Raw genomic sequence first — 24,051 nt, 5'->3', positions numbered from 1 at the left:
CATGACGACCACCGACGCCCTGCCCGCCGCCGCCATCGACTCCGCCACCGCGCACCTGCGCGACGTGCTCGCGATCGCGCTCGAACACACGTCCGAGCGGCGCGCGCTGGTCGTCTTCGACACCCGCACGGCCCTGGCCCGCGCCCTCGTCGCCGCGTACCGCGCGAACCTGCCGGACGCTTCTTTCGTCGACTTCGACACGGTGGCCCCCGACGAGGTGCTCGCGACGTTCCGCACGCTGGCGCCGCAGGATCTCGTCGTCCTGGTGCAGTCGACGAACTTCCGCCTCGACGGCTTCCGTCTGCGCGTGGAACTCTTCAAGCTGGGCCTGAAGGTGATCGAGCACGTGCACCTGTCGCGCATGCCGGGCGCGCAGGGCGGGCACTACATCGAGGCGCTGGCCTACGATCCCGCCTACTTCCGCGGCGTGGGCCATGCGCTGAAGGCCCGCATCGACCGTGCCCGCCGTGCCGAGGTGCATGGCGGCGGCGACGTCCTCGTATTCGATTCGCCGCTGGAGAGCGCCAAGCTGAACGTGGGCGACTACAGCGCGATGCACAATGTCGGCGGCCAGTTCCCGATCGGCGAAGTGTTCACGGAAGCGCGCGACCTGGAAGCCGTCAGCGGGCGCGCGCAAGTCCACGTGTTCGGCGACACGTCCTACCTCGTCAACCGGCCCGAGTCACCGATCACGCTCGTCATCGAGAAGGGCCGCGTGGTCGGCACGGAGAACGTCACGCCGGCGTTCCAGGAAGTCCTCGACATCATCCGCCGCGACGAGGGCGAAGTCTGGGTGCGCGAACTCGGCTTCGGCATGAACCGCGCCTTCACGCGCGAGCGCCGCGTGGACGACATCGGCACGTACGAGCGCATGTGCGGCATCCACCTGTCGCTGGGCGCCAAGCATGGCGTGTATGCGAAACCGGGGTTCAAGCGCAAGGATGCGCGCTACCACATCGACGTGTTCGTCGTGACGGACGCGGTGTACCTGGACGACGAGCGCGTGTATGCGGACGGTGCGTGGACGGTGGCCGCCTGATCTACAATGGCATGGTCTAGTCGAAGGACCAAGCCATGCTCACTCCCGAACAACGCGACCGGTACCGGCGCGACGGCTACATCGTCATCCCGAATTTCAAAGCGCCCGACGAGATCGCGCGCCTGCGCGCACGCGCCGGCGACATCGTCGACGCGTTCGACCCAGCGGAGTCGCGCGCCATCTTCACCACGCGCGACCAGGCGAGAGCCAGCGACGCCTGGTTCCTCGGCTCGGACAACACGATCCGCTGCTTCTTCGAAGAGGAAGCCTTCGGCCCGGACGGCCGGCTGAAGCAGGCCAAGGCCCTGTCGATCAACAAGATCGGCCACGCCATGCACGACCTCGACCCCGTGTTCAAGGCGTTTACGCACGATGCGAAGCTGGCGGCCGTCGCGCGCGACCTGGGCCTCGAACAGCCGCAGATCTGGCAATCGATGTACATCTTCAAGCAGCCCGGCATCGGCGGCGAAGTGCGCTGGCACCAGGACGCGACGTTCTTCGATTCCACGCCGATCAGCGTGACGACGTTCTGGTTCGCGCTGGAAGACGCGACCATCGAGAACGGCTGCCTGTGGGTCGAACCGGGCGGCCACTGCGGCCCGCTGCGCGAGCGTTTCCTGCGCGACGGCGACGCCATCGCGATGGAAAAACTGGACGGCACGCCGTGGCCGGACGACAGCACGGCCGTGCCGCTGGTGGCCAAGGCCGGGGATCTCGTCTGCTTCCATGGGCTGCTGCCGCACTACAGCGCACCGAACCGGTCGCCTGTCTCGCGGCACGCGTTTACCTTGCACGTGACGGATGCGCGCACTGCGTATTCGCCGCGCAACTGGATCCAGCGGGATGCGGATTTTCCCGTACGTGGCTTCGATTGATATACTCTTCCAGTATCTTTTAATGCACTTTTAAAGCACAAGCCGGGCATGGACTGTCATATCGAGATTTTTCACGAAGGCGAGTGGCTGGAAGCGGCGCAGGCAAGCTTCTCCGATGTGGTGCGGAATGGCTTCCGGCCGAACGACTGTGTGTTCGAATACGATCTGCTCTACGCCTTCGGAAGCGATTCGAAACGCGGTCGATGAGCCGCTTGCGGAGACCGTCGAGTTCATCCGGCGCGACGTGCTCAACCTGGCCATGCGCAATAAGGAACTGAAGAGTCAGTGACCGAATAATCACGACGCACCATGACACGGAGTTTTCAAAGGCCATCCATAATGCCCTCGCGAAGCAGGAAGAACTTTCCAGCTACATTCGGGCACTCAACTTGAGGGCTGCCGCACTGGACGACGAATTACACAAGATCGTGCGACTGCACGAAACGACCGCGGGCACGCCTGATTCCCCGATTACGTCAGCCCAAGTAAAGCAAAATATAGCTGAGGATACGTTCGTCGGCGAAGCTCACCGACGTACGAACAGAAAACCGCGCCCCACCTGATGATCGGCCGCTGACCTTCTGTCGCTCCTGACAAAAACTGTCAGGACTCCCTCTTAAGATCTTCCTTTCTACGGTTACGAAAGGAGATCGTCATGCACATCATCATCGGAGGCACCGGCCACGTCGGCTCGGCCACGGCCCGCGCACTGCTGCGCCGGGGCGAACCCGTCACGGTCGTCACGCGCAATGCCGGCCATGCGGCCGGGCTGCGCGATGCCGGTGCGAAAGTCGCCGTCGCGGACGTGCGCGACGTGCCCGCGCTGCGCGCCATCCTGCGTACGGGCACCACCGCGCTGCTGCTGAATCCACCGGCTGCGCCGTTCACCGACACGGACGCCGTCGAGCGCGCGAACGCCGCCGCCATCGTCGACGCGGTGACGGGCTCCGGTTTGCGCAAGGCCATCGCCGTCTCGACGTTCGGCGCGCGCGCCGGCGAGCCGTGCGGCGACCTCACCGTGCTGTTCGAATTCGAGGAAAAGCTGCGGGCGCAGGCCGTTCCCGTCGCCGTCAATCGCGGCGCCTACTACATGAGCAACTGGACCGAGATGCTCGACACGGTGCGCCACCGCGGCAAGCTGCCCAGCTTCTTTCCGGAGGATGCCGCCATCCCGATGGTCGCGCCGTGCGACCTGGGCGAAGCCGCCGCGCAGCGGCTGATGGAGCCCGCGGACCGGACCGAGACCCTCTACATCGAAGGCCCGCGCCGCTACACGCCGCGCGACGTCGCCGACGCGTTCGCGCGGGCACTCGGCCGCCCCGTCGACGTCGAGGTCGTCCCGCGCCACGCCTGGGAGCAGACGTTCCGCCAGCTCGGCTTTTCGGCGGAAGCGGCGCGCAGCTATACGTGCATGACCGGGACCGTGCTGGACGAGCAGGACCGCTGGCCGGACGACCCCGTCCGCGGCGCGACGACGCTCGAGGAATTCATTTGCGAAAGCGCAAATCGAAAGTATTAAAACTACACAGTTCATGCAAATTAGATTGACACGAAAATACGTATAGCTAAGAATCTCCCCCGTCGGGCACGAAAACATCACAGAATGATCGCCCGATACGTAGTAAAAGTACCTGACTGAGCAACGGACTTTTGCACGACCTCCGTTGTTCGCCGGGACCTTACCCGTATCACATCGGAGGAGAAGCATGAAGAAGAGCACCATCGTCGCCCTGCTGGCGGCGGGCATGATCACGTCCATGGCCCCGGCAGGGGCCGCCACCCCCACCCAGCAGGCCGGCGGCAGCACGGCCATCGTCCTGCAGGGTTTCCACTGGAACTCGGCCAATTACACCGGCCCGGACTGGTACAACACCCTGCTGAACAAGGTCGGCGACTTGAGCGCGATGGGATTCACCCACGTGTGGTTCCCGCCGCCGTCGGATTCGAGCGCCAAGGAAGGCTATCTGCCGCGCCAGCTGAACAAGCTCGATTCCAAATATGGCAGCGCGGCCGAGCTGACGAACGTCGTGAGCGCATTCAAGAGCAAGGGCGTCAAATCCATCGTCGACGTTGTCGTCAACCACCGCGTGGGCACCACCGGCTGGTCCGACTTCACGAACCCGAACTGGACCACCTATTCCATCGTCAACGGCGACGAGTGCAACTGCGGCCTCGGCAACGCCGACACGGGCCAGGGCTTTTCCGCCGGGCGCGACCTCGACCACAAGAACGTGGGCGAAGTCCAGAACGGCATCATCAACTGGCTGAATTACACGCTGAAGCCGGTCGGCTTCTCGGGCCTGCGTTTCGACTACGTGAAGGGCTTTTCGGCGAGCTACGCGGGCCAGTATTCGAACGCGTTCGCACCCGATTTCTGCGTCGGCGAGATGTGGCCGGATTCGTTCGACCTGAACAACCTGAACGCGAACCGGCAGGCGATCATGGACTGGATCAACGGCACCAGCAACAGCTGCGGCGCGTTCGACTTCACGACCAAGGGCATCCTCAACGACGCCCTCGCCAACGGCAATTACTGGCGCCTGAAGGCGACCGACGGCAAGCCGCAGGGCGCCATCGGCTGGTGGCCGGCGATGTCGGTGACGTTCGTCGACAACCACGACACCGGCCCGGCCGAAAGCTGCGGCACGGGCCAGAACCTGTGGCCGGTGCCCTGCGGTTCGGTGCTGGAAGGGTATGCCTACATCCTGTCGCATCCGGGCATCCCGACCGTGTTCTACCCGCACATCTACAACTGGAATCTCAAGACGCAGATCGCGGCGCTGATGGCGGCGCGCAAGAATGCGGGCGTGAATTCGACGTCGGCGGTCACGATCCAGCAGGCGACGCAAGGCCTGTACGCAGCCATCATCACCGGCACGACGCACCAGCTGGCGATGAAGATCGGCCCGAACAGCTGGAGCCCGGGTGCCGGCTGGACGTTGCAGACGTCGGGTAACAACTACGCCGTCTGGATGAAATAAAAGTGCACGAAGCGGCTCAGGCCACCACCGCCTGCAGCCGCGCCGCCTGGCCGCGGCCGATGACATCGCGGCCATGCACGCTGACGCGGTTGCGGCCGTTCTGCTTGGCGTGGTACAGCGCCACGTCCGCGCGGCTCAGGATGTCTTCCCATTTCTGGTCGTGCGCATCCAGCGCGGCCACGCCCACGCTGACGGTCATCGGGACCGGCGTCCCCTCGACGGTCAGCGGCGCCGCCACCACGGCCTCGCGCAGGCGTTCGGCCATGGTGCCCACGTTCCCCGCATGTTCGCCGACGACCAGTACCGCGAACTCTTCCCCGCCGATGCGGAACAGCGCATCGTACCCGCGCAGCACCCGCGCCGACAGTGCCGTCACGTGGCAGATCGCCGCGTCCCCCACGCCGTGGCCGTAGCGGTCGTTGATGGGCTTGAAGTGGTCGATGTCGAACGTGATGAAGAACATGGTCGAACCGTTGCGGCGGCAGCGGCGGAAGTCGCGCGTGGCCACGTCGTGCAGGGCGCGCCGGTTCAGCCAGCCGGTCAGCACGTCCGTCAGCGAGGCGCGGCGCAACGCCAATGTCTGCTGGTGGCTGACGATCAGCGCGCAGCACATCGTCGCCAGCGACATGTACACCAGTATCGCCAGCGCGCCGGACGTGCGGAAGAAATCGCCGCCCAGGAAGCCCGGCGGGTGGCCGTCGTACACGAGCATGATCGCCATGCGCGCGACCTGCTGCAGTGCGGACAGCACCTGCAGCACGATCAGCGGCGTATGCGCCGCGCACGCCTCGCGCTCGCTGCGGCGCCACAGCAGCCACGCGGCGCCGAGATTGAGCGCGCCGACGAACGGTGTGAACAGCACGAGCCGGTACAGCGGCGCGCCGCGCGCGAACATCAGCGCATGCGCCGCCAGCACGGCGACCATCAGCAGCACGCCCCAGCGCCAGCCGGGCGCCAGGTGCAGGTGGCGCCGCACCCCGGCCAGCATGCCGAAATGGCCGCCGATGTGGAGCGCGTTGACGCAGGCGATGAACAGAATGGCGCCCGCCTGCTGGTGCAGGCCGATGGCGCCCAGCCCGTTGCTCAGTGCGAATAACGCAGCGGCGACCGTCCAGTCGACGAGGCAGGCCTGGCGCGCGCTGGCGAGGTACAGCAGCCCCATGCTGGCAGCCATGGTCAATGCCGCCAGCGCGGCGGCCACGATGAGTGTGAAAGCGTCCAAGCGCCATCCAACCTGTATAGATAATTTCTTAAGTATAAAACTATTGTTTATATGCAAATCTAACCAATTGTCGCAATTGCAAAGTTTCTGTATTTACAGCAAGCGAATCCGGCCTCCGGGACGGCTGTGATATACCGCTTCCATGAATGCCGCATTCTTCGCCATCGTCGGCGCCCAGTTCTTTTCGTCGCTGGCGGACAGCGCGCTGTTCATCCTGTGCGTGTCGCTGGTCGCCACGCTGTCGTTCCCGCAGTGGATGACGCCGATGCTGAAGATGGGTTTCGTCCTGTCGTACATCGTGCTGGCGCCGTTCGCCGGCGCCTTCGCCGACCGCTTTCCCAAGGGCCGCGTGATGCTGCTGACGAACACCGTCAAGATGCTCGGCTGCTCGCTGATCCTGGCCAAGGCCAATCCCCTGCTCGCCTACGGCATCGTGGGGCTCGGCGCCTCCGCATACTCGCCCGCCAAGTACGGCATCCTGGCCGAGGTGCTGCCGCCGCGCCGCCTCGTGGCGGCCAACGGCTGGATCGAGGGCACGACCGTGCTCGCCATGATCCTCGGCACGGTGCTGGGCGGCGCCCTTTCCGCCAATCCGCAGACGATCGCGTGGCTGCTGCACCTGACCTTGCCATGGCGGGCCACGCCCGTCGGCATGGCGGTTGCCGTGATCGTCATGACGTATTTGCTGGCGACGCTGTTGAACCTGCCCGTGATGCACGCCGGCGCCCGCCCGGCCGACGCGCGCCGTCCCTTGCCCGCGCTGCTCGCCGATTTTTATCGCTGCAACCGGACGCTGTGGCAGGACCGCGAAGGCCGCATCTCGCTGGGGGTCACGTCGCTGTTCTGGGGCAGCGGCATGGTGCTGCAGGTGCTCTTGCTGACGTGGGCGCAGAACGTGCTCGGTCTCACGCTGGACCGTGCCGCGGCGCTGCAGGGCGTGTTCGCGCTCGGCGTCGCGGTGGGCGCCGCCGTCGCCGGCAAGGCCGTGCCGCTCGTGCGTTCCCTGTCCGTGATGCCGCTGGGGGCCGTGATGGGCGGCGGGCTGTGCGCGATGGTGTGGGTGCATTCCGTCGCGGTGGCGCTGCCGCTGCTGCTCGCGATCGGCATCCTGGCCGGCCTGTTCGTCGTGCCGATGAACGCGATCCTGCAGCACCGCGGCCACCGCCTGATGCCTGCCGGCCAGTCGATCGCCGTGCAGAACTTCAACGAGAACCTCGCCATCCTCCTGATGACGTCCACCTATGCGCTGGCCCTGCAGGCGCAGCTGCGGCTCGATACCGTGCTCGTGCTGCTGGGCCTCCTGATCGTGCTCGTCACGCTGGTCTTGCGCGGGATGGCGGCGGCGCGGATCGACTGACCTGTCCGCCGGCGGTGTCCGCCTGGTGTCCGTTCATGTGTCCGCGTGTCCGACCGTATCGCACGCGCCACGCCCATCCGTATGTATCAGTCTTGTTACACATCAAATACAGTAATGGCGGAACGTCAAGACTAGAATATTTTCCTTCTTTCAACCATGAATGCAGGGTAAATATGATACGTTTCCCGATCGGCCTGGCGGCGCTATGCCTCAGCATGGCGGCAATCGCGGCGGAACCTTTCGACGACAAATTCCGCCAGCTCGACGAATTGCTGCCCACCCCGACCACGATCCGCACCGCCTCCGGCGCCCCGGGACACGCGTACTGGCAGCAGCGCGCCGACTATGCGATCCGCGCCACGCTGGACGAAAGCCGGCGCGCCATCAGCGGCACCGAGACGATCACGTATCACAATAATTCGCCCGACACGCTGTCCTACCTGTGGATCCAGCTCGACCAGAACATCTATAAACGCGATTCCGACGCGCGCATGACGGCGACCGTCCCCTCGCGCGACGCCTGGGCCAAGGCGCGCGGGCCGGAAGACGGCTATAAATTCGACGCGCTGCGCTCCGTGCTGGAAAAGAGCACGTTCGACGGCGGTTTTAAAATCGCCGCCGTGAAGGATGCGGGCGGCCGCCCTCTGCACGTCGTCATCAACCGCACGATGATGCGCATCGACCTGCGGCAGCCCCTGAAGCCGGGCGCGAAGGTCGCGTTCTCGATCGACTGGAGCTACAACATCAACGAGCAGAAGGTGCTCGGCGGCCGCTCCGGCTACGAGAAGTTCGACGAAGACAAGAACGACCTGTTCGAGATCGCCCAGTGGTTCCCGCGCATGGCCGCGTACTACGATGTAACGGGCTGGCAGCACAAGCAATTCCTCGGCACCGGCGAATTCACGCTGGAATTCGGCGACTACGACGTGCAGTTGACCGTCCCCGCCGACCACATCGTGGCCGCCACCGGCGAGCTGCAGAACCCGGGCGACGTGTTGACCACCGCCCAGCGCCAGCGCCTGGAGCAGGCGCGCACGGCGACCAGGCCCGTCGTCATCGCCACGCAGGCCGAGGCCGAGGCGCGCGAACAGACCCGCGCCGGCGGCACGAAAACGTGGCGCTTCCGCGCGAAGAACGTGCGCGATTTCGCGTGGGCGTCGAGCCGCAAGTTCATCTGGGACGCGCAGGGCTTCAAGAAGGACGCGACCAATGTGCTCGCGCAGTCGTTCTACCCGAAGGAAGGCAATCCGCTGTGGGAAAAATACTCGACGGCCGCCGTGATCCACACGATCGCCGAGTACAACAAGTATTCCTTCGACTATCCGTATCCCGTCGCGATTTCCGTGAACGGTCCGGTGGGCGGCATGGAATATCCGATGATCTGCTTTAACGGCCCGCGTCCGACGAAGGACAAGACGACGGGCGAGCTCACGTACTCCAGCCGCACCAAGTATGGCCTGATCAGCGTCGTGATCCATGAAGTGGGCCACAACTACTTCCCGATGATCGTCAACTCGGACGAGCGCCAGTGGACGTGGATGGACGAGGGCCTGAACAGCTTCCTGCAATACCTGGCCGAACAGGCGTGGGAAGAGCATTACCCGCAGTCGCGCGGCGAACCGCGCGCCATCGTCGACTACATGAAGAGCACCAACCAGGTGCCGATCATGACGAACTCGGAATCCATCGCCGCCCTCGGCTACAACGCGTACGCGAAACCGACGGCCGCGCTGATCGTCCTGCGCGAGACGGTGCTGGGCCGCGAGCTGTTCGACTTCGCCTTCCGCGAATACGCGCAGCGCTGGAAGTTCAAGCGTCCGACGCCGTCCGATTTCTTCCGCACGATGGAGGATGCGTCGGGCACGGACCTCGACTGGTTCTGGCGCGGCTGGTTCTACACGACCGACCACGTGGACGTGAGCGTCGACGGCATCAGCGAATACACGGTCGGCACGAAGGATCCCGAGATCGAGAAAGCGTGGAAGAAGGCGCAACGCGATGCGGAACCGATCTCGATCACGGACCAGCGCAACAAGGGCACCCTGCCGCGCCGCGTCGACGCGCATCCGGAACTGAAGGACTTCTACAACGAGCATGACGAGTTCACGGTCACGAACCACGACCGCAACAAGTACAACGAGGCGATCGGCGACCTGGAAGACTGGGAGAAGAAACTGCTCAAGGAAGGCAAGCATCTGTACCTCGTCGACTTCAGCAACCTGGGCGGCCTCGTGACGCCTCTCGTGCTGGAGATCACCCTGCAGAGCGGGAAAAAGACCATCGAGCGCATCCCGGCCGAGGTGTGGCGCTACACTCCCACCAAGATCACGAAGCTGATCATCACGGACGAGCCAATGGTCGCGCTGACGCAGGACCCGTACTGGGAGACAGCCGACACGGACACCGGCAACAACAGCTGGCCGCGCAAGGCGATGCCGTCGCGCCTGGAGTTGTACAAGACCGAGCATGACAAGAACAACCTGATGAGAGACTTCAACGAGAAGCTCAAGAAGTAGAGTGGGCACCCCGTGCCCACGCGGATGTCAACAAACCGCATGCATAAGAAGGTATCGAATGAATTTGCGTCGCATCCTCGTCCTGCTGTGCGCGTGCGTATGCCTGCACGCCTCCGCGCACCGCTTCCACGCCGGCATCACCGACATCAGCTACAACGAGCGCACGGGCAGCACGGAAGTCGTGCACACGTACATGGCGCACGACGTGGAGGCGCTGCTGACGGAACTGTACCAGCGCCAGTTCGACCTGTCCGATCCCGAGGACCAGGCCGTGCTGCGCAAGTACGTGGAAAAGCAGTTCTGGCTGGCCGACAGGGACGGCCGCCGCCTGCCGCTGAACTGGGTCGGCGTGACGGTCGACACGGACAGCGTCGTCGTGTTCCAGGAAGCGGTGCGCACGCCTGTGGTGAACGTCGAGACGATCCACGATGCCGTGCTGAGCGACTTCCTGCCCGACCAGCAGAACACCGCGAACCTGACGGCGAGCGGCAGCCTGCGTACGTTCGGCTTCACCAGCAGCCGCACCGAACTCCCCGTCCACTGATGCGCCCGATCGCCCTGCTGCTTGCCGCCGCCTTCGTTCCCGCCTGCGCGTGGGCGGACGATCCCGTCATCCAGCGCGTGCTCGTCGAGGGCGCGCGCACGAGCCAGCTGGGCATCGCGGATGCCGCCAGCGCCGGCACCGTCAACCAGAAGGAACTGGCGATGCGCACCGTGTACCGGCCCGGCGAACTGCTGGAAGCGGCGCCGGGCCTGATCGTCAGCCAGCACAGCGGCGAAGGCAAGGCGAACCAGTTCTTCCTGCGCGGCTTCAACCTCGACCACGGCACGGACCTGGCCACGTACCTGGACGACATGCCCGTCAACCAGCGCAGCCACGCGCACGGCCAGGGCTGGACCGACCTGAACTTCCTGATCCCGGAACTGACGGCGCGCCTCGACTACAAGAAGGGCCCGTACTCGGCCAGTGAAGGCGATTTCGCGTCGGCCGGCAGTGCATCGATCACGTACGCGAACCGCCTCGCGCGCAACGTGGCCACCATCAGCATCGGCCAGGACGGCTACGCGCGCACGGCGCTGGCGGCATCGAAGGAGATCGACGACGGCGTGCTGACGTATGCGCTGGAAGCCCTGCACAACGACGGCCCGTACATGCACCCGGACGATTACCAGAAGCTGAACGGCGTGCTGCGCTACAGCCGCGGCTATGCGAACAACGGCTGGAGCGTGACGGCGATGGCGTACCGGGGCCGGTGGAATGCGACGGACCAGATTCCCGAGCGCGCCGTGGCCGCCGGCCAGCTTGGCCGCTTCGACGCGATCGACGCCACCGACGGCGGCGCAGCGAAGCGCTTCAGCCTGTCGGGCGTATGGCGCCGCACGGGCCAGGATTCGGCGTCGAAGGTCAGCGCTTACGTCATCCGCAACCAGCTCGACCTGTGGTCCGACTTCACGTACTTCATGAACGACCCGGTCAACGGCGACCAGTTCGCCCAGCCGGACCGGCGCGTGACGAGCGGCGTCAATGCCACGCACAGCTGGCACGTGCACCGGGGCGGGACGTCGACGTCGGACATCACCGTCGGCCTGGAAGCGCAGAACGACAACATCTTCAACGGCCTGTATCGCACGGCCGCGCGCAAGACCTTGTCCGTGACGCGCGCGGACCACATCGTCGAGACGAGTCTTGGCGCCTTCATCGAGAACGCCACGCGCTGGAACCCGTGGCTGCGCTCGACGGTGGGCGTGCGCGCGGACGATTACCGCTTCCGCGTGCGCACCGGCGGCGTCGACGGCAGCGACTCGCTGGCCAGCCCGTCCGCCAACGTCGTGTTCGGCCCTTGGCGCCGAGCCGAGTTCTACGTGAACTACGGCGAAGGCTTCCACAGCAACGATGCGCGCGGGACGCTCGCGGCGCCCGGCCTCGTGCGCTCGCGCGGCATGGAGCTGGGCCTGCGCACCGAAGCCATCCCGACGATGCAGACGGCCCTCTCCCTGTACCGCCTGGACTTCGATTCCGAGCTGACGTACGTGGGCGACGAAGGGACGACCGAGGCCGGGCCGCCCAGCCGCCGCATCGGCATCGAGTTCTCGAATTACTATAAACCGTATAAATGGTTGTCGGTCGACTTCGACGCCGCTTACGCGCATGCGCGCTCGCGCGGCGTCGCGCCGGGGCAGGACCGCATCCCCGAGGCGATCGAGGGCGTCGCCCAGCTCGCGCTGACGGTGAGCCAGGTCGGCCCATGGGAAGGCGCACTGCGCCTGCGGTACTTCGGGCCGCGTCCCCTCGTCGAAGACGACAGCGTGCGCTCGCGCGCCAGCACGACCCTGAACGGCCGCCTCGGCTTTCGCGTGAGCCGCGACCTGCGGCTGGAACTGGAAGGGTTCAACCTGGCGAACCGGCGCGCGTCCGCGATCGACTACTACTATGCGTCGCAGCTGCGCGGCGAAACGGTGCCGCGCGAGGACGTGCATTTCCACCCGATCGAGGCGCGCTCGTTCCGGCTGACGCTCGTCAGGAACTGGTGATGGCCGGCACGGCCGCGCACAAAAAGTGCTAGGCTACCGGGATGACAACACCGCAACCACCTTATACCGACCCGGCCCGCATCGCCGATGCGCTGCGCGGCGACGGCTATGCGCTGCTGCGCCCGGCCGACGTGGCGCAACTGGCCGGATGTTCGCTCGCTGAGCTGAAGGCGCTGGCGCCGAGCTGGAACCGCCTGGAACTCGACAATTACCTGAAAGACGGTGGGCGCTATCGCCGGCGCCGCCATTCGTGCTTCGTCGACAGCGGCGAGACCCTCACGCAAAGCCCGCACCGCGCGCACTGGCAACCGGTCGAGTACAACGCCCTGCACGGCGGCATGCACCGCCTGTTCGTCCCCATCGAACCGTCCACCGTCGAGCAGCCGGCCTGGCCGAAGCTACTGCGCGCGCTGGGCGCCGTGTGCTCGCAGGTGAAAGGCCGGCAGACCTGGTACGTCGAAGCGCACCAGTTCCGCATCGATACCGCCGACGGCATCGGCCGCCCCACGCCGGAAGGCGCGCACCGCGACGGCGTCGACTTCGTTGCCGTCATCCTGATCGGGCGCGAGAACATCAAGGGTGGCGAGACGCGCGTGTTCGAGGCGGACGGCCCGAAAGGCCAGCGCTTCACGATGACGGAACCGTGGACGCTGCTGCTGCTGGACGACGCTGCCGTCATCCACGAATCGACGCCGATCCAGCCCATCGGCGCCGACGGCCACCGCGACACGCTCGTGCTGACCTGGCGCGCCGGCGCCTTCCAAGGCGACGACGCCGAGACGACCGGCGCCTGAGCCATCCCGCGCGCGCGGCCGTTCGCGCCGCGCTTCCCGACTGAACAAAAGAAAGGCATGCGCCATTGCATGCGCCCACAAATGTTAGCGTCGGACAATTTCTGATAAAAAAAAGCCCGCGACCTTGCGGTGCGGGCTGAATCCAGGTTTTCGGAGAAAAACTGGAGGAGACAGGTGCAACTATAGCCCTAATTTTTGTGCACCGCAATACGGTAGAACTACTATATGTAGAGGGCAGCCTCTAGAGTAGAGACTCAGGCACCAACGATACGGAATCCAGCACGTTTTTGCGGCATTGCGGGAAAGACCTGTTCCAGACGCTTGTCGCCTAACATTAAATGTTCTTCAGATATTTGCGCTAACACCGAACGAAAGTCGGTCGTAACCGGCAAATCGCGCCCCTCGTTCAGTTTCGTGTCGCCGACGCCATCCCAGTCGCCATACACCTTACCGCCGCGCACCTTGCCGCCCATGACCCACATCACATTGCCGTGGCCGTGGTCGGTGCCGCCGTTGCCGTTCTCGCGTGCCGTGCGGCCGAATTCGGACATCACGACGACGACCGTGTCGTCGAACAATGGGCCAAGGCGCTCGGCCAGCACGGCCAGGCCCTGCCCCAGCGGTGCGAGCCGGTTCGCGAGCTGGCCGGTCGCGGCGCCCTGGTTCGCGTGCGTGTCCCAGCCGCCCAGCGCGACGAACGCCAGCTGGATCTTCGGGTCGTTGCGCATCAGGCCCGCCAGGCGGGCGGCATCGTCGGGAAAACCGTTCGGCAGCGGGGCGCCGCGGTCGGCGGCCTGCATCTCGCGGCTCATTTGGTTCTGTTCCAGGGCATCCATGACTTCGCGGTGGGCATTGCGCCCCTCCGCGTACGCGCGCCCGAAGCGGGGGTGGTTCGCATACAGTTCGTCGAACGCGGCCTTGACGGCCGGCCGGTCGAGCAGGTCCGCGCGCGCGGCGGCCGCGACGTTCGGCAGGTTCACCGCAGCCGCGTGGCCGGACAGGATGCGCGGCAGCACCGGGCCGATGCCCAGCAGCCGGCTGGGCGACTGCGGACCGGGCAGCGCGGCCACGAGGCGGTTCATCCAGCCGTCCGGCGTGTTCTTGCGGCCCGGTGTCGCGGATTCCATGTAGTCCTGCGCGTCGAAGTGGGAACGCGTCGCGTCCGGCGAACCGCTGGCGTGCACGAACGCGAGCTTGCGCGCGGCCCACAGCGGCTGCAGGCCGGCCAGCGCGGGATGCAGGCCGAAGTAGCCGTCCAGGTCCAGCGCGCCGCCCGCCATGCCGGGCGCCGCGAGGCCGATCGTGGGCCGCAGCCGCAGGTAGTTCCCGTCGCCGACGGGCGCCACGACGTTCAGGCCGTCGACGGCGCCGCGCAGCATCACGACGATGAGTTTTTTGTTCGTGGGGCCGGCGGCCGGTGCGCTCACGGCCCACGCGCCGCGGCCGGCGGGCAGCAGGAGGCCGGCACCCAGCGCGTTGAGAAAATGCCTGCGTCGCATGAGCTCCTCCGATGGAATCAGCGCTGCATGAAATCGGGGCTGCCGAGCAGCATGGCAGCCCGCAGGTTGTCCGGGTTGCGCTGGACGATGCCCAGCGTGCGCGGCGAGATCGATCCGGCCAGCGTCGCCTGCAGCCGGACCGGATCGAGCGGCGCCGGCGGCGCATCGGCCGGCACCGTCGCCAGCGGCAGTTTGCCGCCGGCCAGCGCGCTCGCGAAGGCGATGCGCCGCGTCAGCGCGTCCGGGTTCAGCCACGCGTCCTGCGTGTTCTTGTACCCGTCCGGCGTCTGGCAGCCGTACAACGGCATGCCCAGCTGGCTCATCGTATTCACGAGCGGCCCCACGTTCGCCACCTGCATACCGCTCGCCCGCAGGGCCGATACCACGAACTGGTACGGCGTCTTGAACTTCGCGCCGACGCTCCCCGCGTCCATGAATTCGCGGCTCGCGAACAGCGTCGCCAGCACGGCGCGGATGTCGCCCTGCGACTTCTGCCACGTGGCCGCCATGCGGTCGACGAGGCTTGGTGGCGGCTCGTCGCTGACGAAGTACTGCGCCAGCTCGCGGCTCACGTGGCGCGCGGTGGCGGGGTGCATGGCCAGCACGTCCAGCGCATACTCCCCTTCCTGCTGGCCGGCCGGCGCGATCGCGCGGCCCAGCCACGTCTTGGTGCCGGCATCGTGGCGGCCGGCGTCGAAGCGGAATGTCTCGCCCGTGCGCGCGAGACGCTTCTGGTCGAACGTCCACCCGGTCAGCATGCGCGCCAGCTCCGTCACGTCGCGCTGCGTGTAGCCGCCGTCCGCGCCCAGCGTGTGCAACTCCATCAGTTCGCGCGCATAGTTTTCGTTCAGCCCCCGCGCCTTACCCTTCGCTTCCGGGCGCGGCGCCGACGACACGACGTTATCGAGGTAGAACAGCAGCGCCGGATGCTTCGCAGTCGCGCCCAGCAGCGCGCGGAAGGAGCCGAGCGCGTGCGGGCGGATCGCGTCGCGTTCGTAGCTCGTCACCAGTGCGCGGTCGATTCCTTTGCCCGCGAAGACGTTGAAATGGTTGTACCAGAAGTCGACCATGACTTCTTCCAGCTGGCGCGGGCTCTCGACGGCGCGCAGCAGCCGGGCTTCCGCGGCCTGGCGCGCCACGCGCATCTCGGCCTCGCGCCGGCGCTGTTTCGCGCCCTCGTCGTCCATCCGCACGGCGCGCCGCAGTTCCAGGAACTCGGCCAGCGATTCGCCGGCGCTGCGGTTCACGGTGTCCAGTGCGGCCAGGCGTGCGTTCAGGTCGGCCGGCAGCGGGATCGTCTCCGCGTGCAGCTGCTGGTCGATCCAGCGCTGCACGCCCATGTTTGCCACACGCTCGACGTCGCCGGGACGCGGGCCGTACGCCAGGCGGTTGAGCACATGCAGCGCCTGCGCATCGGGGCCAGATGCGCCATCGGCCGCCGATGCAGCCCCCGTCGCCATCAAGGCGGCCAGCAGGACAAGCGATGCGCGTCGGATCATGTTGAGCTCCATGTTGGCCGCCATTTAACCGCGAATGGATGAGCGGGAATATCGACGCGACGTTTCAGTGGTAAGGATTTGTAACGGAACATGACAGCCGGGACCGTACGGAACAGGCGTCCTCGAGTGTGCTTTGTTACACTGTCGCAGTTTGACTTCTGGTTCCGCCATGTCCTGGATCGTCTTGAAATACCTGATCAGCGCCGCCGTCGTCGTCCTGGTGTCGGAAGCTGCCGCGCGCTCCGACCGCCTCGGCGGCCTGGTCGCGTCCCTGCCGCTCGTGACCGTGCTGACGCTGATCTGGCTGCACGTCGAGCGCCAGCCCCAGGAAAAGATCGCCAACCACGCCTGGTACACGCTGTGGTACGTGATCCCGACACTCCCCATGTTCGCCGCCTTCCCGTGGCTGCTGGCGCGCCTCGGCTTCTGGCCGGCGCTGGGCGCGGGGATCGCGATCACGGTGGCCAGCATACTCCTGTTCGCCCTTCTGCTGAAACGCTTCGGCATCCATCTACTTTGAACGCCATGACTCCCGCCCAACTCCGCCGCATGTCCCGGCCCGCCCTCGCCGTCTCCATCGCCGCCATCCTGGCCAGCACCGTGGGCGTCCTCGTCTCCAGCAATGCCGCCGACGACAAGAAGGCGGCGGCCCCGCGCCCCGCGCTGACCGTCACGACGGCGAAGCCGGAGCAATCGCGCCTGCCGCTCAGCTTTGCCGCCAACGGCAACGTCGCCGCGTGGCAGGAAGCCGTGATCGGCAGCGAGTCGAACGGTCTGCGCCTGCAGGAGGTGAAGGTCAACGTGGGCGACGTCGTCAAGAAGGGCGAGGTGCTCGCCGTGTTCGATTCGGCGCCGGTCGAGGCGGACGTCGCGCAGGCGAAAGCCGCCGTCCAGGAAGCGGAGGCGAATGCGTCCGCCGCCCGCGCCGATGCGAAGCGGGCGCGCGCCCTGCAAAGCTCGGGCGCGCTCAGCGAACAGCAGATCACGCAATACATGACGGCCGAGCGCACGGCCGCCGCGCGCGTGGCGTCCGCGAAGGCGACGCTGGCACAACAACAGCTGCGCCTGAAGTACACGAAGATCGTCGCGCCGGATGCCGGCGTGATCTCCGCGCGCAACGCCACCGTGGGCGCCGTCGCCGGCGTGGGCGCGGAGATGTTCCGCATGATCCGCCAGGGCCGCCTGGAATGGCGCGCCGAGGTGACGGCCGCCGAGCTCCCGCGCATCAAGCCGGGCCAGAAGGCCGTCGTGCAGGCGGCCGGCGGCACCAGGGTGCAGGGCCGCGTGCGCACGGTCGCGCCGACCGTCGATGCGCAGAGTCGCGTCGCCCTCGTCTACGTCGACCTGCCGCCGGCGCTGTCGGCCAATGCGCCGCTGAAGGCCGGCATGTTCGCCAGCGGCCAGTTCGCGCTGGGGGAGTCGGCCGCGCTGACGGTGCCGCAGCAGGCCGTCGCCGTGCGCGACGGCTTCGCGTACGTATTCCGCCTGAATGCGGACGGCCGCGTGAGCCAGTTGAAAGTCACGACGGGCCGCCGGCTCGACGACCGCGTCGAAGTGACGGACGGCCTGCCCGCGGACGCGCTGGTCGTCACGAGCGGCGCCGGCTTCCTCAACGATGGCGATCTGGTACGCAACGCGCCGGCGTCCGCGCCGGCGGCGCTGGCGGCGCGTTGAGGGCACGGTCATGAATTTTTCCGCGCTCTCGATCCGCAACCCGATCCCGGCGATCATGCTGTTCGCCCTCCTCACCTTCGCCGGCATCCTGGCGTTCAAGGCGAACAAGGTGCAGGACTTCCCGGACATCGAACTGCCCATCGTCACCGTCGTCGCGACGCTCGACGGCGCCGCGCCGGCGCAGCTGGAGACGGAGGTGGCACGCAAGATCGAGGACTCGGTCGCGACCCTCCAGGGCGTCAAGAACATCTATGCGCGCGTGCTGGACGGCGTGGCCACGATCACCGTCGAGTTCATCCTCGAGAAAGACCTGTCGGACGCCGTCAACGACGTGCGCGACGCCGTCTCGCGCGTGCGCGCCGACCTGCCCGCGGAGATGCGCGACCCGAGCGTGACGAAGACGACGACCGCGGGCCGCGTCGTGCTCACGTTCACGGCGCAGGCGGCCGACGCGCACGGCAAGCCGGCGCTCGACGCGCCCGACCTGAGCTGGTTCGTCGACAACACGGTGTCCAAACGCCTGCTCAGCGTGCCGGGCGTCGGCGCGGTCAAGCGCGTGGGCGGCGTCTACCGCGAAGTGCGCGTGGAGCTCGACGACCAGAAGATGGCCGCGCTGCGCGTGTCGGCACTGGACGTCTCGCGCCTGCTGCGCAACGTGCAGCGCGAGGAACCGGGCGGCCGCGGCGACGTGAGCGGCGCCGAGCAATCCGTGCGCACGCTGGCGACCGTGCAGACGGCGCAGGAACTGGCGCGCATGGAGATCCCGCTGCCGGACGGCCGCCACGTGCGCCTGAACGAGATCGCGACGGTGTCCGACACGGTCGCCGAGCCGCGCGCCATCGCGGAGCAGGACGGCAAACCGGTCGTCGCCTTCGAAATCTTCCGCACGCGCGGCGCTGGCGAGATGGACGTCGCGAACGGCGTGCGCAAGGCCGTCGCCGAGCTGCAGCAAAAGCACGGCAACGTCGTGCTGCGCGAAACGATCGACAACGCGGCGCCCGTCGAGGACAACTTCGACGCGTCGATGGAAATGCTGTACGAGGGCGCCGTGCTCGCGGTGCTGGTCGTGTGGTGGTTCCTGCGCGACTGGCGCGCGACGCTCGTCGCGGCGGCCGCGCTGCCGCTGTCCGTGATCCCCGCGTTCCTCGGCCAATACCTGTTCGGCTACACGCTGAACATGGTCACGCTGCTGTCGCTGGCGCTCGTCGTCGGCGTGCTCGTGGACGATGCGATCGTCGAGATCGAGAACATCTCGCGCCACCTGCGCATGGGGAAAACGCCGATGCAGGCCGCGCTGGAAGCGGCCGACGAAATCGGCATGGCCGTGATCGCAACGACGTTCTCGCTCGTCGCCGTGTTCCTGCCGACCGCGTTCATGAGCGGCATCCCCGGCAAATTCTTCAAGCAGTTCGGCTGGACGGCCGTGCTGGCGATCCTCGCGTCGTTGCTCGTCGCGCGCCTGCTGACGCCGATGATGGCCGCGTATCTCCTGAAACCGCTGCCGCACGCGGAGGAGCGCGACGGCGCGATCATGCGCCGCTACATGCGCACGATGCAGTGGTGCCTGCGCCACCGCGGCCTGACGATGATCGCGGCCGCGCTGTTCTTCGTCGGCTCGATCTCGCTCGTGCCGCTGCTGCCGACCGGCTTCGTACCGCCCGCCGACCGCTCGCAAACGCAGATCAACGTCGAGCTGCCGCCCGGGTCCACCCTGGCGGAGACGCGCGCCGTCGCGGAACGGGTGCGCCAAGTGGCGATGGGCACGCCGAACGTCAAGGGCGTGTTCAGCTCGATCGGCGGCGGTTCCAGCGGCGACGCGTTCGCGCCCGGCGCGGCGGCCGAAGCGCGGCGCGCCGTGCTGACGGTGACCACCGTCGCGCGCGCGGACCGCAAGGAAAAACTGTCGGCCGTCGAATCGGCGCTGCGCGCGCGCCTGGCCGACGTCCCCGGCGCCCGCTTCACGGTCGGCCCGCCCGACACGGGCGTCAAGATGCAGCTCGTGCTGCGCAGCGAGGATCCGGTTGCGCTGACGGCCGCCGCCCGCCGCGCCGAGCGCGAACTGCGCACGCTGCCTGGCGTCGGCAACGTCAGTTCCAGCGCGTCGCTCGTGCGCCCGGAAATCATCGTGCGCCCCGATTTTGCGCGCGCCGCGGACCTGGGCGTGACGGCGGCGAGCATCGGCGAGACCGTGCGCGTGGCCACCGCCGGCGACTACGACCAGGTACTGTCGAAGATGAACGTGTCGGAGCGCCAGGTGCCGATCCGCGTAAAACTGCCGGACACCGTGCGCGCGGACCTGGATGCCATCGGCCGCCTGACGGTGCCCGGCAAGAACGGCCCGGTGCTGCTGGCGAACGTGGCGACCATCACGATGGAAAGCGGCCCGGCGCAGATCGACCGCCTGAACCGCAGCCGCAACGTGACGCTGGAAGTGGAGCTCAACGGCCGCTCGCTGGGCGAGGTGAACGCGGAAGCGCGCGCCCTGCCCGCGCTGAAGGAGTTGCCGCCGAACGTGTCGATCGCGGAACTGGGCGACGCGCAGGAGATGCAGAACCTGTTCGCCAGCTTCGGCCTCGCGATGCTGATCGGCGTGCTGTGCATCTACGGCGTGCTGGTGCTGCTGTTCACGGACTTCCTGCAGCCGGTGACGATTCTTGCGGCGCTGCCGCTGTCGATCGGCGGCGCGTTCGTCGCGCTGCTGCTCACGCGTAACGCGCTGTCGATGCCGACGATGATCGGCCTGATCATGCTGATGGGGATCGTGACGAAGAACTCGATCCTGCTCGTCGACTACGCGATCCTCGCGCGCAAGGCCGGCATGAACCGCTTCGACGCGCTCGTCGACGCCTGCCACAAGCGAAGCCGCCCGATCGTCATGACGACGATCGCGATGGGCGCCGGCATGCTGCCGCTGGCGCTGGGCCTGTCGGGCGACCCGAGCTTCCGCTCGCCGATGGCGGTCGCGGTGATCGGCGGCCTGATCACGTCGACCTTGCTGAGCCTGCTGGTCGTGCCGGCCGTGTTCACCTACGTCGACGACATCGAGCACTGGTTCGGACGCCTGGCGCAGCGGCTGCGGCGGCATCCGCATCCGCCGGTGCCGAGCCGGGAAACCGTGGTGAAATGAACGCAGGCAAGGTGGCGCCGCAGGCGGCGCCATCGGTCTAGGCTTGCGCGATGAAGATCCCAACCCTGCTGGGTGGTGCCCTGCTGCTGTGCACTGCCGCCCACGCCGCACCGTCGGCGTGGGACTTCGAATACCGCGGCTTCTACGACCTCCACGATTCCGGCGTGCTGCGCACCGACGTGGCCGTCACGGGCAGGATCGTCGGCGAGGACGCCGACGGGGACGGTGTCATCCATGAATCCGAGCTGGATTCGCTGTGGATGAACATGCGGCTGTGGTCCGGCGACTTCGCCGGATGCGGCGGGGGGACCGTCGACCATGACTGCCAGCTCGACGTCTTCTCCTTCCGCCCCGGCGGCGATGCCCTCGACATCACCGCGAGCTGGCGTGACAACGACGCGACGCAGCTGGAATATCACACGGAAGAGTTCGTGAGCGGCGACCGGTACGTGGCCAGGTCGAGTTACGGACACGATTACCCGGTGGACGACTATTACTTTTTCGGCGCGGGGACGACGCTGACCATCACGCCGGTGTCGCCCGTGCCGGAGCCGGGGGCGTGGATGATGCTGGGGGGTGGGTTGTTGGTGCTTGCGGCCATCTTCCGTCGTTACCGTGGAGGCGGGAACGACGGCGTAATTGCGCGGGAACGACGGCGTAATTAATAGTCGCGGTTGCGGCCTCCCAGCAGCTTGGCCAGCACGAAGCCGGCGGCTGCGGCGATGGCGATGGCGGTGCCCGGTTTCTGGCGCACGTACTCGAAGCTGGCTTCCTTCCACTGGCCATAGGCGTCGGTCAGCTGTTGCTGGCGCTGGCCCAGGTTCAGCGAGGCGCCGCTCAGCACGCCCTGCAGCTTGTCGACGCCGGCGTGGGCGCTGGAGGCCAGGCGGTCGACGACCGGCTGCACGCTGTTGACGGCCTTGTCGACCATCGGCTTGGCGGCGTCGGCGGCCTTGTCGATTGAATCGTGCAGGCCTTGCGCGCGGGCATTCACTTGCGCACCCAGGTCCTTCGAATCGCCACCCATGCCCGAGCCGGTGGCGGCGCTCTGGCTGTTCTGGCTGCCGCTGCTGCTCGAACCCAGCGAGCTGCCGCCGATGCTCGAGTTCGTGCCGCTGGCGCTGGAGCCAGAGGCGCTCATCGAACCCATGGAACCCGGACCCGACGACGATGCGCTGCCGGCATTGCTGGTGCCGCCCACGGCGCCGGTGCTGGACGCGGTGGCGCCGCCGGTGCTGCTGCCGGTTGTCGAGCTCTGCTGGTCCTTGCCCTGGCTCTGCTGGCTGCTCTTGTTCAGGCTGCCCGAACCGGCCGCGCTGCCCATATTGCCCGAGCCGCTGGCGTTCGGCAGGTTGCTGTCCTTGCCCTGGTTGCCCGAACCCAGGTTGCTGCCTTTTGCTTCGCTCGACTTCTGATTATCCATGATGAATTCCTCTTGTAAGATTTTGACCAATGCGGAGATAACCGATCTTCTTGACCGTGCATCCGTTCAAAAGTTCGACCGATAGGCGGTCCTTCACGTCGCGCCCAAGCGCGATGTCGGAGCGACACCGACGCAATGCGGTGTCTCAATAAAAAAAATATAACTTTTAGTCGATCCGGACTGTGCGCTATATAACAAAGCGCAGGACGGAAGAGAGCGGGACGCTCAGGGCGCCGACGCGCGGGCGTGCGCGACGAGGTCGCGCGCACCGGCAAAGACTTGCGGATAGTCACCGGCGCATTGCGCGCGCTCGGCGGCGATGCGCTGGCGGTTGGCGGCCAGCGTGTCCGCGCCGAGGCGGAAGCCGAACGCCGTTTCGCCGCCGAGGATGCGCTGCAGGATGCGCTCGCCCAGCGTCGACTTGAAGTGGCCGGCTTCCCAGTACCAGCGCGTCGCCGTATGCGCGTCGCCGGGGGCCGGGATGCGTTCGCAGCGCATGCCGCCATAGCCGCTGAAGTCCCACACGTTGATGCGGGCATTCGGATAGCGGGCGCGCACGGCGTCCGCCTCGCGCACCAGCAGCTGCTTCCAGTCGTCCATGGTGGATTGCAGGCCGGCTTCCTCGAACATGGCCATCAACTGCGCGTGGTACGGGTAGATCACCAGGTGTACCTCGGTGCGGTCGCGCGCCATCGTGTCCAGCAGCGTGCGCAGGCGGTCGATGCTTTCCGAACGGTTCGTGCCGGCAACGAACAGGTTGTGCGGCTTGCGCACGAGGTTCTTCGCGTTGTCCCCGGCCTTTTGCTGGAAGATCGCGTAATAGCCCTCCTGGCGCGCGAACTGGTGGTAGTTGCGCAGCGGGGTCTGACCGCGCCCCGTCATGGTCTCCGGATCGGCCGCCTTCTGCAGGCGCACGGTACGCAGCGCGTCGGACACGGACTTGATCGAGAACAGCGTATCGAACCGCCATTGCCACGGCAACGGTCCGCTGGACGCAGGCGGCGCCGGGGCTTCGTCCGGCTTGACGAGGAAATCCAGGAACTCGACGCCGATCACGGCCATCGCGGCCGGCGCCGCGCTCTCGCGCAGCTGCACGTACATGCGCTCGGAGGTGGTCAGGCTCGTGCCCGAGAGCCCCATGTTGTACGCCGTGCGGCCATGCGCGCTCACCTGCGGGCTGTCCGGATCGAGGCCGACTTCGACGCGCGAATTTCCCAGCAGGATCAGGTCGGGCCGCACGGCCGTGGCCTGGGCCAGCTTGATCTGCTCGCGGTACTGTTCCGGCAACGGCTTCACGTGGTTCAGTGCCGGGCTGTCGACGAACCCGTACAGGTGGTAGGGGTCGATGACGGCCACGAAGCCCGTCACCAGCAGCACGCCGGCAGCGACGACCGTCGCGCACCATGCGGTGAAGCGTTTGTAGGACACCGGGGCTTGCGCCGCGGCGGTCGCCGGCGCTCCCACCAGGACCGGGGCCTCGTCGTCGTAGCGTTGGATCTGTTCCATTGGGCTC

At 66.9% G+C, this 24,051-nt stretch carries 19 protein-coding genes; 14 read left to right on the top strand and 5 right to left on the bottom strand.

The annotated features are described in order from the left end of the window. Window position 1: 1 nt before the first annotated feature. The 5 genes from ACEN98_RS06575 (at window position 2) to ACEN98_RS06555 (ending at window position 4,895) form a co-directional block, all read left to right on the top strand. Entirely contained in the window at window positions 2–1,039 is a 1,038-nt protein-coding gene (locus ACEN98_RS06575; protein WP_413382801.1) for a hypothetical protein, read from the top strand. 35 nt (window positions 1,040–1,074) lie between these two features. Beyond that, on the top strand, window positions 1,075–1,914 hold the full coding sequence (locus ACEN98_RS06570) for a phytanoyl-CoA dioxygenase family protein (protein ID WP_413382798.1): 840 nt from the start codon (window positions 1,075–1,077) through the stop codon (window positions 1,912–1,914). Window positions 1,915–1,962: 48 nt separating this feature from the next. Next, window positions 1,963–2,121, top strand: a complete 159-nt coding sequence (locus ACEN98_RS06565; RefSeq protein ID WP_413382795.1) for a hypothetical protein — start codon at window positions 1,963–1,965, stop codon at window positions 2,119–2,121. Between the two features lie 448 nt (window positions 2,122–2,569). Then, on the top strand, window positions 2,570–3,433 hold the full coding sequence (locus ACEN98_RS06560; protein ID WP_413382792.1) for an NmrA family NAD(P)-binding protein: 864 nt from the start codon (window positions 2,570–2,572) through the stop codon (window positions 3,431–3,433). Window positions 3,434–3,620: 187 nt separating this feature from the next. Then, on the top strand, window positions 3,621–4,895 hold the full coding sequence (locus ACEN98_RS06555) for a glucan 1,4-alpha-maltotetraohydrolase domain-containing protein (RefSeq protein WP_413382789.1): 1,275 nt from the start codon (window positions 3,621–3,623) through the stop codon (window positions 4,893–4,895). A 16-nt stretch (window positions 4,896–4,911) separates the two neighbouring features. On the opposite strand, the gene ACEN98_RS06550 is transcribed toward ACEN98_RS06555, so the two are convergent. Next, window positions 4,912–6,117, bottom strand: a complete 1,206-nt coding sequence (locus ACEN98_RS06550) for a diguanylate cyclase (protein ID WP_413382786.1) — start codon at window positions 6,115–6,117, stop codon at window positions 4,912–4,914. A gap of 142 nt (window positions 6,118–6,259) precedes the next feature. Between ACEN98_RS06550 and lplT the strand changes: the two genes are divergently transcribed. The 5 genes from lplT (at window position 6,260) to ACEN98_RS06525 (ending at window position 13,316) form a co-directional block, all read left to right on the top strand. Continuing rightward, window positions 6,260–7,474: a lysophospholipid transporter LplT gene (gene lplT / locus ACEN98_RS06545; RefSeq protein WP_413382783.1), complete on the top strand. Its 1,215-nt coding sequence runs from the start codon at window positions 6,260–6,262 to the stop codon at window positions 7,472–7,474. 173 nt (window positions 7,475–7,647) lie between these two features. Further along, on the top strand, window positions 7,648–9,990 hold the full coding sequence (locus tag ACEN98_RS06540) for a M1 family metallopeptidase (RefSeq protein WP_413382781.1): 2,343 nt from the start codon (window positions 7,648–7,650) through the stop codon (window positions 9,988–9,990). A 58-nt stretch (window positions 9,991–10,048) separates the two neighbouring features. After that, window positions 10,049–10,534 carry a DUF6702 family protein gene (locus tag ACEN98_RS06535; protein ID WP_413382778.1) on the top strand — a complete coding sequence of 162 codons (486 nt, stop codon included), beginning with the start codon at window positions 10,049–10,051 and terminating at the stop codon, window positions 10,532–10,534. Next, complete coding sequence (locus tag ACEN98_RS06530) at window positions 10,534–12,522, top strand: TonB-dependent receptor (protein ID WP_413382775.1); 1,989 nt, start codon at window positions 10,534–10,536, stop codon at window positions 12,520–12,522. Before ACEN98_RS06535 ends, ACEN98_RS06530 begins: the two co-directional genes overlap by 1 nt. Before the next feature lie 41 nt (window positions 12,523–12,563). After that, complete coding sequence (locus tag ACEN98_RS06525; protein ID WP_413382772.1) at window positions 12,564–13,316, top strand: 2OG-Fe dioxygenase family protein; 753 nt, start codon at window positions 12,564–12,566, stop codon at window positions 13,314–13,316. Window positions 13,317–13,570: 254 nt separating this feature from the next. Here ACEN98_RS06525 and ACEN98_RS06520 read toward each other — a convergent pair whose 3' ends face one another. Both ACEN98_RS06520 and ACEN98_RS06515 read right to left on the bottom strand, forming a co-directional pair. Continuing rightward, window positions 13,571–14,815 (bottom strand): DUF1501 domain-containing protein, encoded by a 1,245-nt coding sequence (locus ACEN98_RS06520; RefSeq protein ID WP_413382769.1) that lies wholly within the window; start codon window positions 14,813–14,815, stop codon window positions 13,571–13,573. A 17-nt stretch (window positions 14,816–14,832) separates the two neighbouring features. Continuing rightward, the gene (locus tag ACEN98_RS06515; RefSeq protein ID WP_413382766.1) at window positions 14,833–16,314 is read right to left on the bottom strand and encodes a DUF1800 domain-containing protein; all 1,482 of its coding nucleotides are present in this window, start codon (window positions 16,312–16,314) and stop codon (window positions 14,833–14,835) included. Window positions 16,315–16,483: 169 nt separating this feature from the next. Between ACEN98_RS06515 and ACEN98_RS06510 the strand changes: the two genes are divergently transcribed. Genes ACEN98_RS06510 through ACEN98_RS06495 form a run of 4 tightly spaced genes read left to right on the top strand, consistent with a single transcriptional unit; the run spans window position 16,484 to window position 21,780 of the window. After that, entirely contained in the window at window positions 16,484–16,834 is a 351-nt protein-coding gene (locus ACEN98_RS06510) for a DUF3147 family protein (protein WP_413382763.1), read from the top strand. Between the two features lie 5 nt (window positions 16,835–16,839). Then, complete coding sequence (locus ACEN98_RS06505; protein WP_413382760.1) at window positions 16,840–17,988, top strand: efflux RND transporter periplasmic adaptor subunit; 1,149 nt, start codon at window positions 16,840–16,842, stop codon at window positions 17,986–17,988. 10 nt (window positions 17,989–17,998) lie between these two features. Then, on the top strand, window positions 17,999–21,115 hold the full coding sequence (locus ACEN98_RS06500) for an efflux RND transporter permease subunit (protein ID WP_413382757.1): 3,117 nt from the start codon (window positions 17,999–18,001) through the stop codon (window positions 21,113–21,115). A 50-nt stretch (window positions 21,116–21,165) separates the two neighbouring features. Further along, window positions 21,166–21,780 (top strand): PEP-CTERM sorting domain-containing protein, encoded by a 615-nt coding sequence (locus tag ACEN98_RS06495; RefSeq protein WP_413382754.1) that lies wholly within the window; start codon window positions 21,166–21,168, stop codon window positions 21,778–21,780. On the opposite strand, the gene ACEN98_RS06490 is transcribed toward ACEN98_RS06495, so the two are convergent. Continuing rightward, window positions 21,777–22,538: a hypothetical protein gene (locus ACEN98_RS06490; protein ID WP_413382751.1), complete on the bottom strand. Its 762-nt coding sequence runs from the start codon at window positions 22,536–22,538 to the stop codon at window positions 21,777–21,779. The two genes, ACEN98_RS06495 and ACEN98_RS06490, sit on opposite strands and share 4 nt — an antisense overlap. Before the next feature lie 225 nt (window positions 22,539–22,763). Next, the gene (locus ACEN98_RS06485) at window positions 22,764–24,044 is read right to left on the bottom strand and encodes a hypothetical protein (protein WP_413382748.1); all 1,281 of its coding nucleotides are present in this window, start codon (window positions 24,042–24,044) and stop codon (window positions 22,764–22,766) included. Between the last annotated feature and the right edge of the window lie 7 nt (window positions 24,045–24,051).

The sequence above is a fragment of the Massilia sp. CT11-137 genome, from assembly GCF_047302885.1.
GTDB lineage: Bacteria > Pseudomonadota > Gammaproteobacteria > Burkholderiales > Burkholderiaceae_D > Telluria > Telluria orientalis.
Note: the sequence above shows the minus strand (reverse complement) of the source record. Positions and strands in the feature narration are given on the sequence as shown.

Coding starts and splice junctions, on each gene's coding strand:
- lplT (WP_413382783.1), top strand. CDS start 6,260: ATGAATGCCGCATTCTTCGCCATCGTCGGCGCCCAGTTCTTTTCGTCG.
- ACEN98_RS06565 (WP_413382795.1), top strand. CDS start 1,963: ATGGACTGTCATATCGAGATTTTTCACGAAGGCGAGTGGCTGGAAGCG.
- ACEN98_RS06505 (WP_413382760.1), top strand. CDS start 16,840: ATGACTCCCGCCCAACTCCGCCGCATGTCCCGGCCCGCCCTCGCCGTC.
- ACEN98_RS06540 (WP_413382781.1), top strand. CDS start 7,648: ATGATACGTTTCCCGATCGGCCTGGCGGCGCTATGCCTCAGCATGGCG.
- ACEN98_RS06510 (WP_413382763.1), top strand. CDS start 16,484: ATGTCCTGGATCGTCTTGAAATACCTGATCAGCGCCGCCGTCGTCGTC.
- ACEN98_RS06570 (WP_413382798.1), top strand. CDS start 1,075: ATGCTCACTCCCGAACAACGCGACCGGTACCGGCGCGACGGCTACATC.
- ACEN98_RS06555 (WP_413382789.1), top strand. CDS start 3,621: ATGAAGAAGAGCACCATCGTCGCCCTGCTGGCGGCGGGCATGATCACG.
- ACEN98_RS06485 (WP_413382748.1), bottom strand. CDS start 24,044: ATGGAACAGATCCAACGCTACGACGACGAGGCCCCGGTCCTGGTGGGA.
- ACEN98_RS06530 (WP_413382775.1), top strand. CDS start 10,534: ATGCGCCCGATCGCCCTGCTGCTTGCCGCCGCCTTCGTTCCCGCCTGC.
- ACEN98_RS06495 (WP_413382754.1), top strand. CDS start 21,166: ATGAAGATCCCAACCCTGCTGGGTGGTGCCCTGCTGCTGTGCACTGCC.
- ACEN98_RS06515 (WP_413382766.1), bottom strand. CDS start 16,314: ATGATCCGACGCGCATCGCTTGTCCTGCTGGCCGCCTTGATGGCGACG.
- ACEN98_RS06490 (WP_413382751.1), bottom strand. CDS start 22,538: ATGGATAATCAGAAGTCGAGCGAAGCAAAAGGCAGCAACCTGGGTTCG.
- ACEN98_RS06500 (WP_413382757.1), top strand. CDS start 17,999: ATGAATTTTTCCGCGCTCTCGATCCGCAACCCGATCCCGGCGATCATG.
- ACEN98_RS06525 (WP_413382772.1), top strand. CDS start 12,564: ATGACAACACCGCAACCACCTTATACCGACCCGGCCCGCATCGCCGAT.
- ACEN98_RS06575 (WP_413382801.1), top strand. CDS start 2: ATGACGACCACCGACGCCCTGCCCGCCGCCGCCATCGACTCCGCCACC.
- ACEN98_RS06560 (WP_413382792.1), top strand. CDS start 2,570: ATGCACATCATCATCGGAGGCACCGGCCACGTCGGCTCGGCCACGGCC.
- ACEN98_RS06535 (WP_413382778.1), top strand. CDS start 10,049: ATGAATTTGCGTCGCATCCTCGTCCTGCTGTGCGCGTGCGTATGCCTG.
- ACEN98_RS06520 (WP_413382769.1), bottom strand. CDS start 14,815: ATGCGACGCAGGCATTTTCTCAACGCGCTGGGTGCCGGCCTCCTGCTG.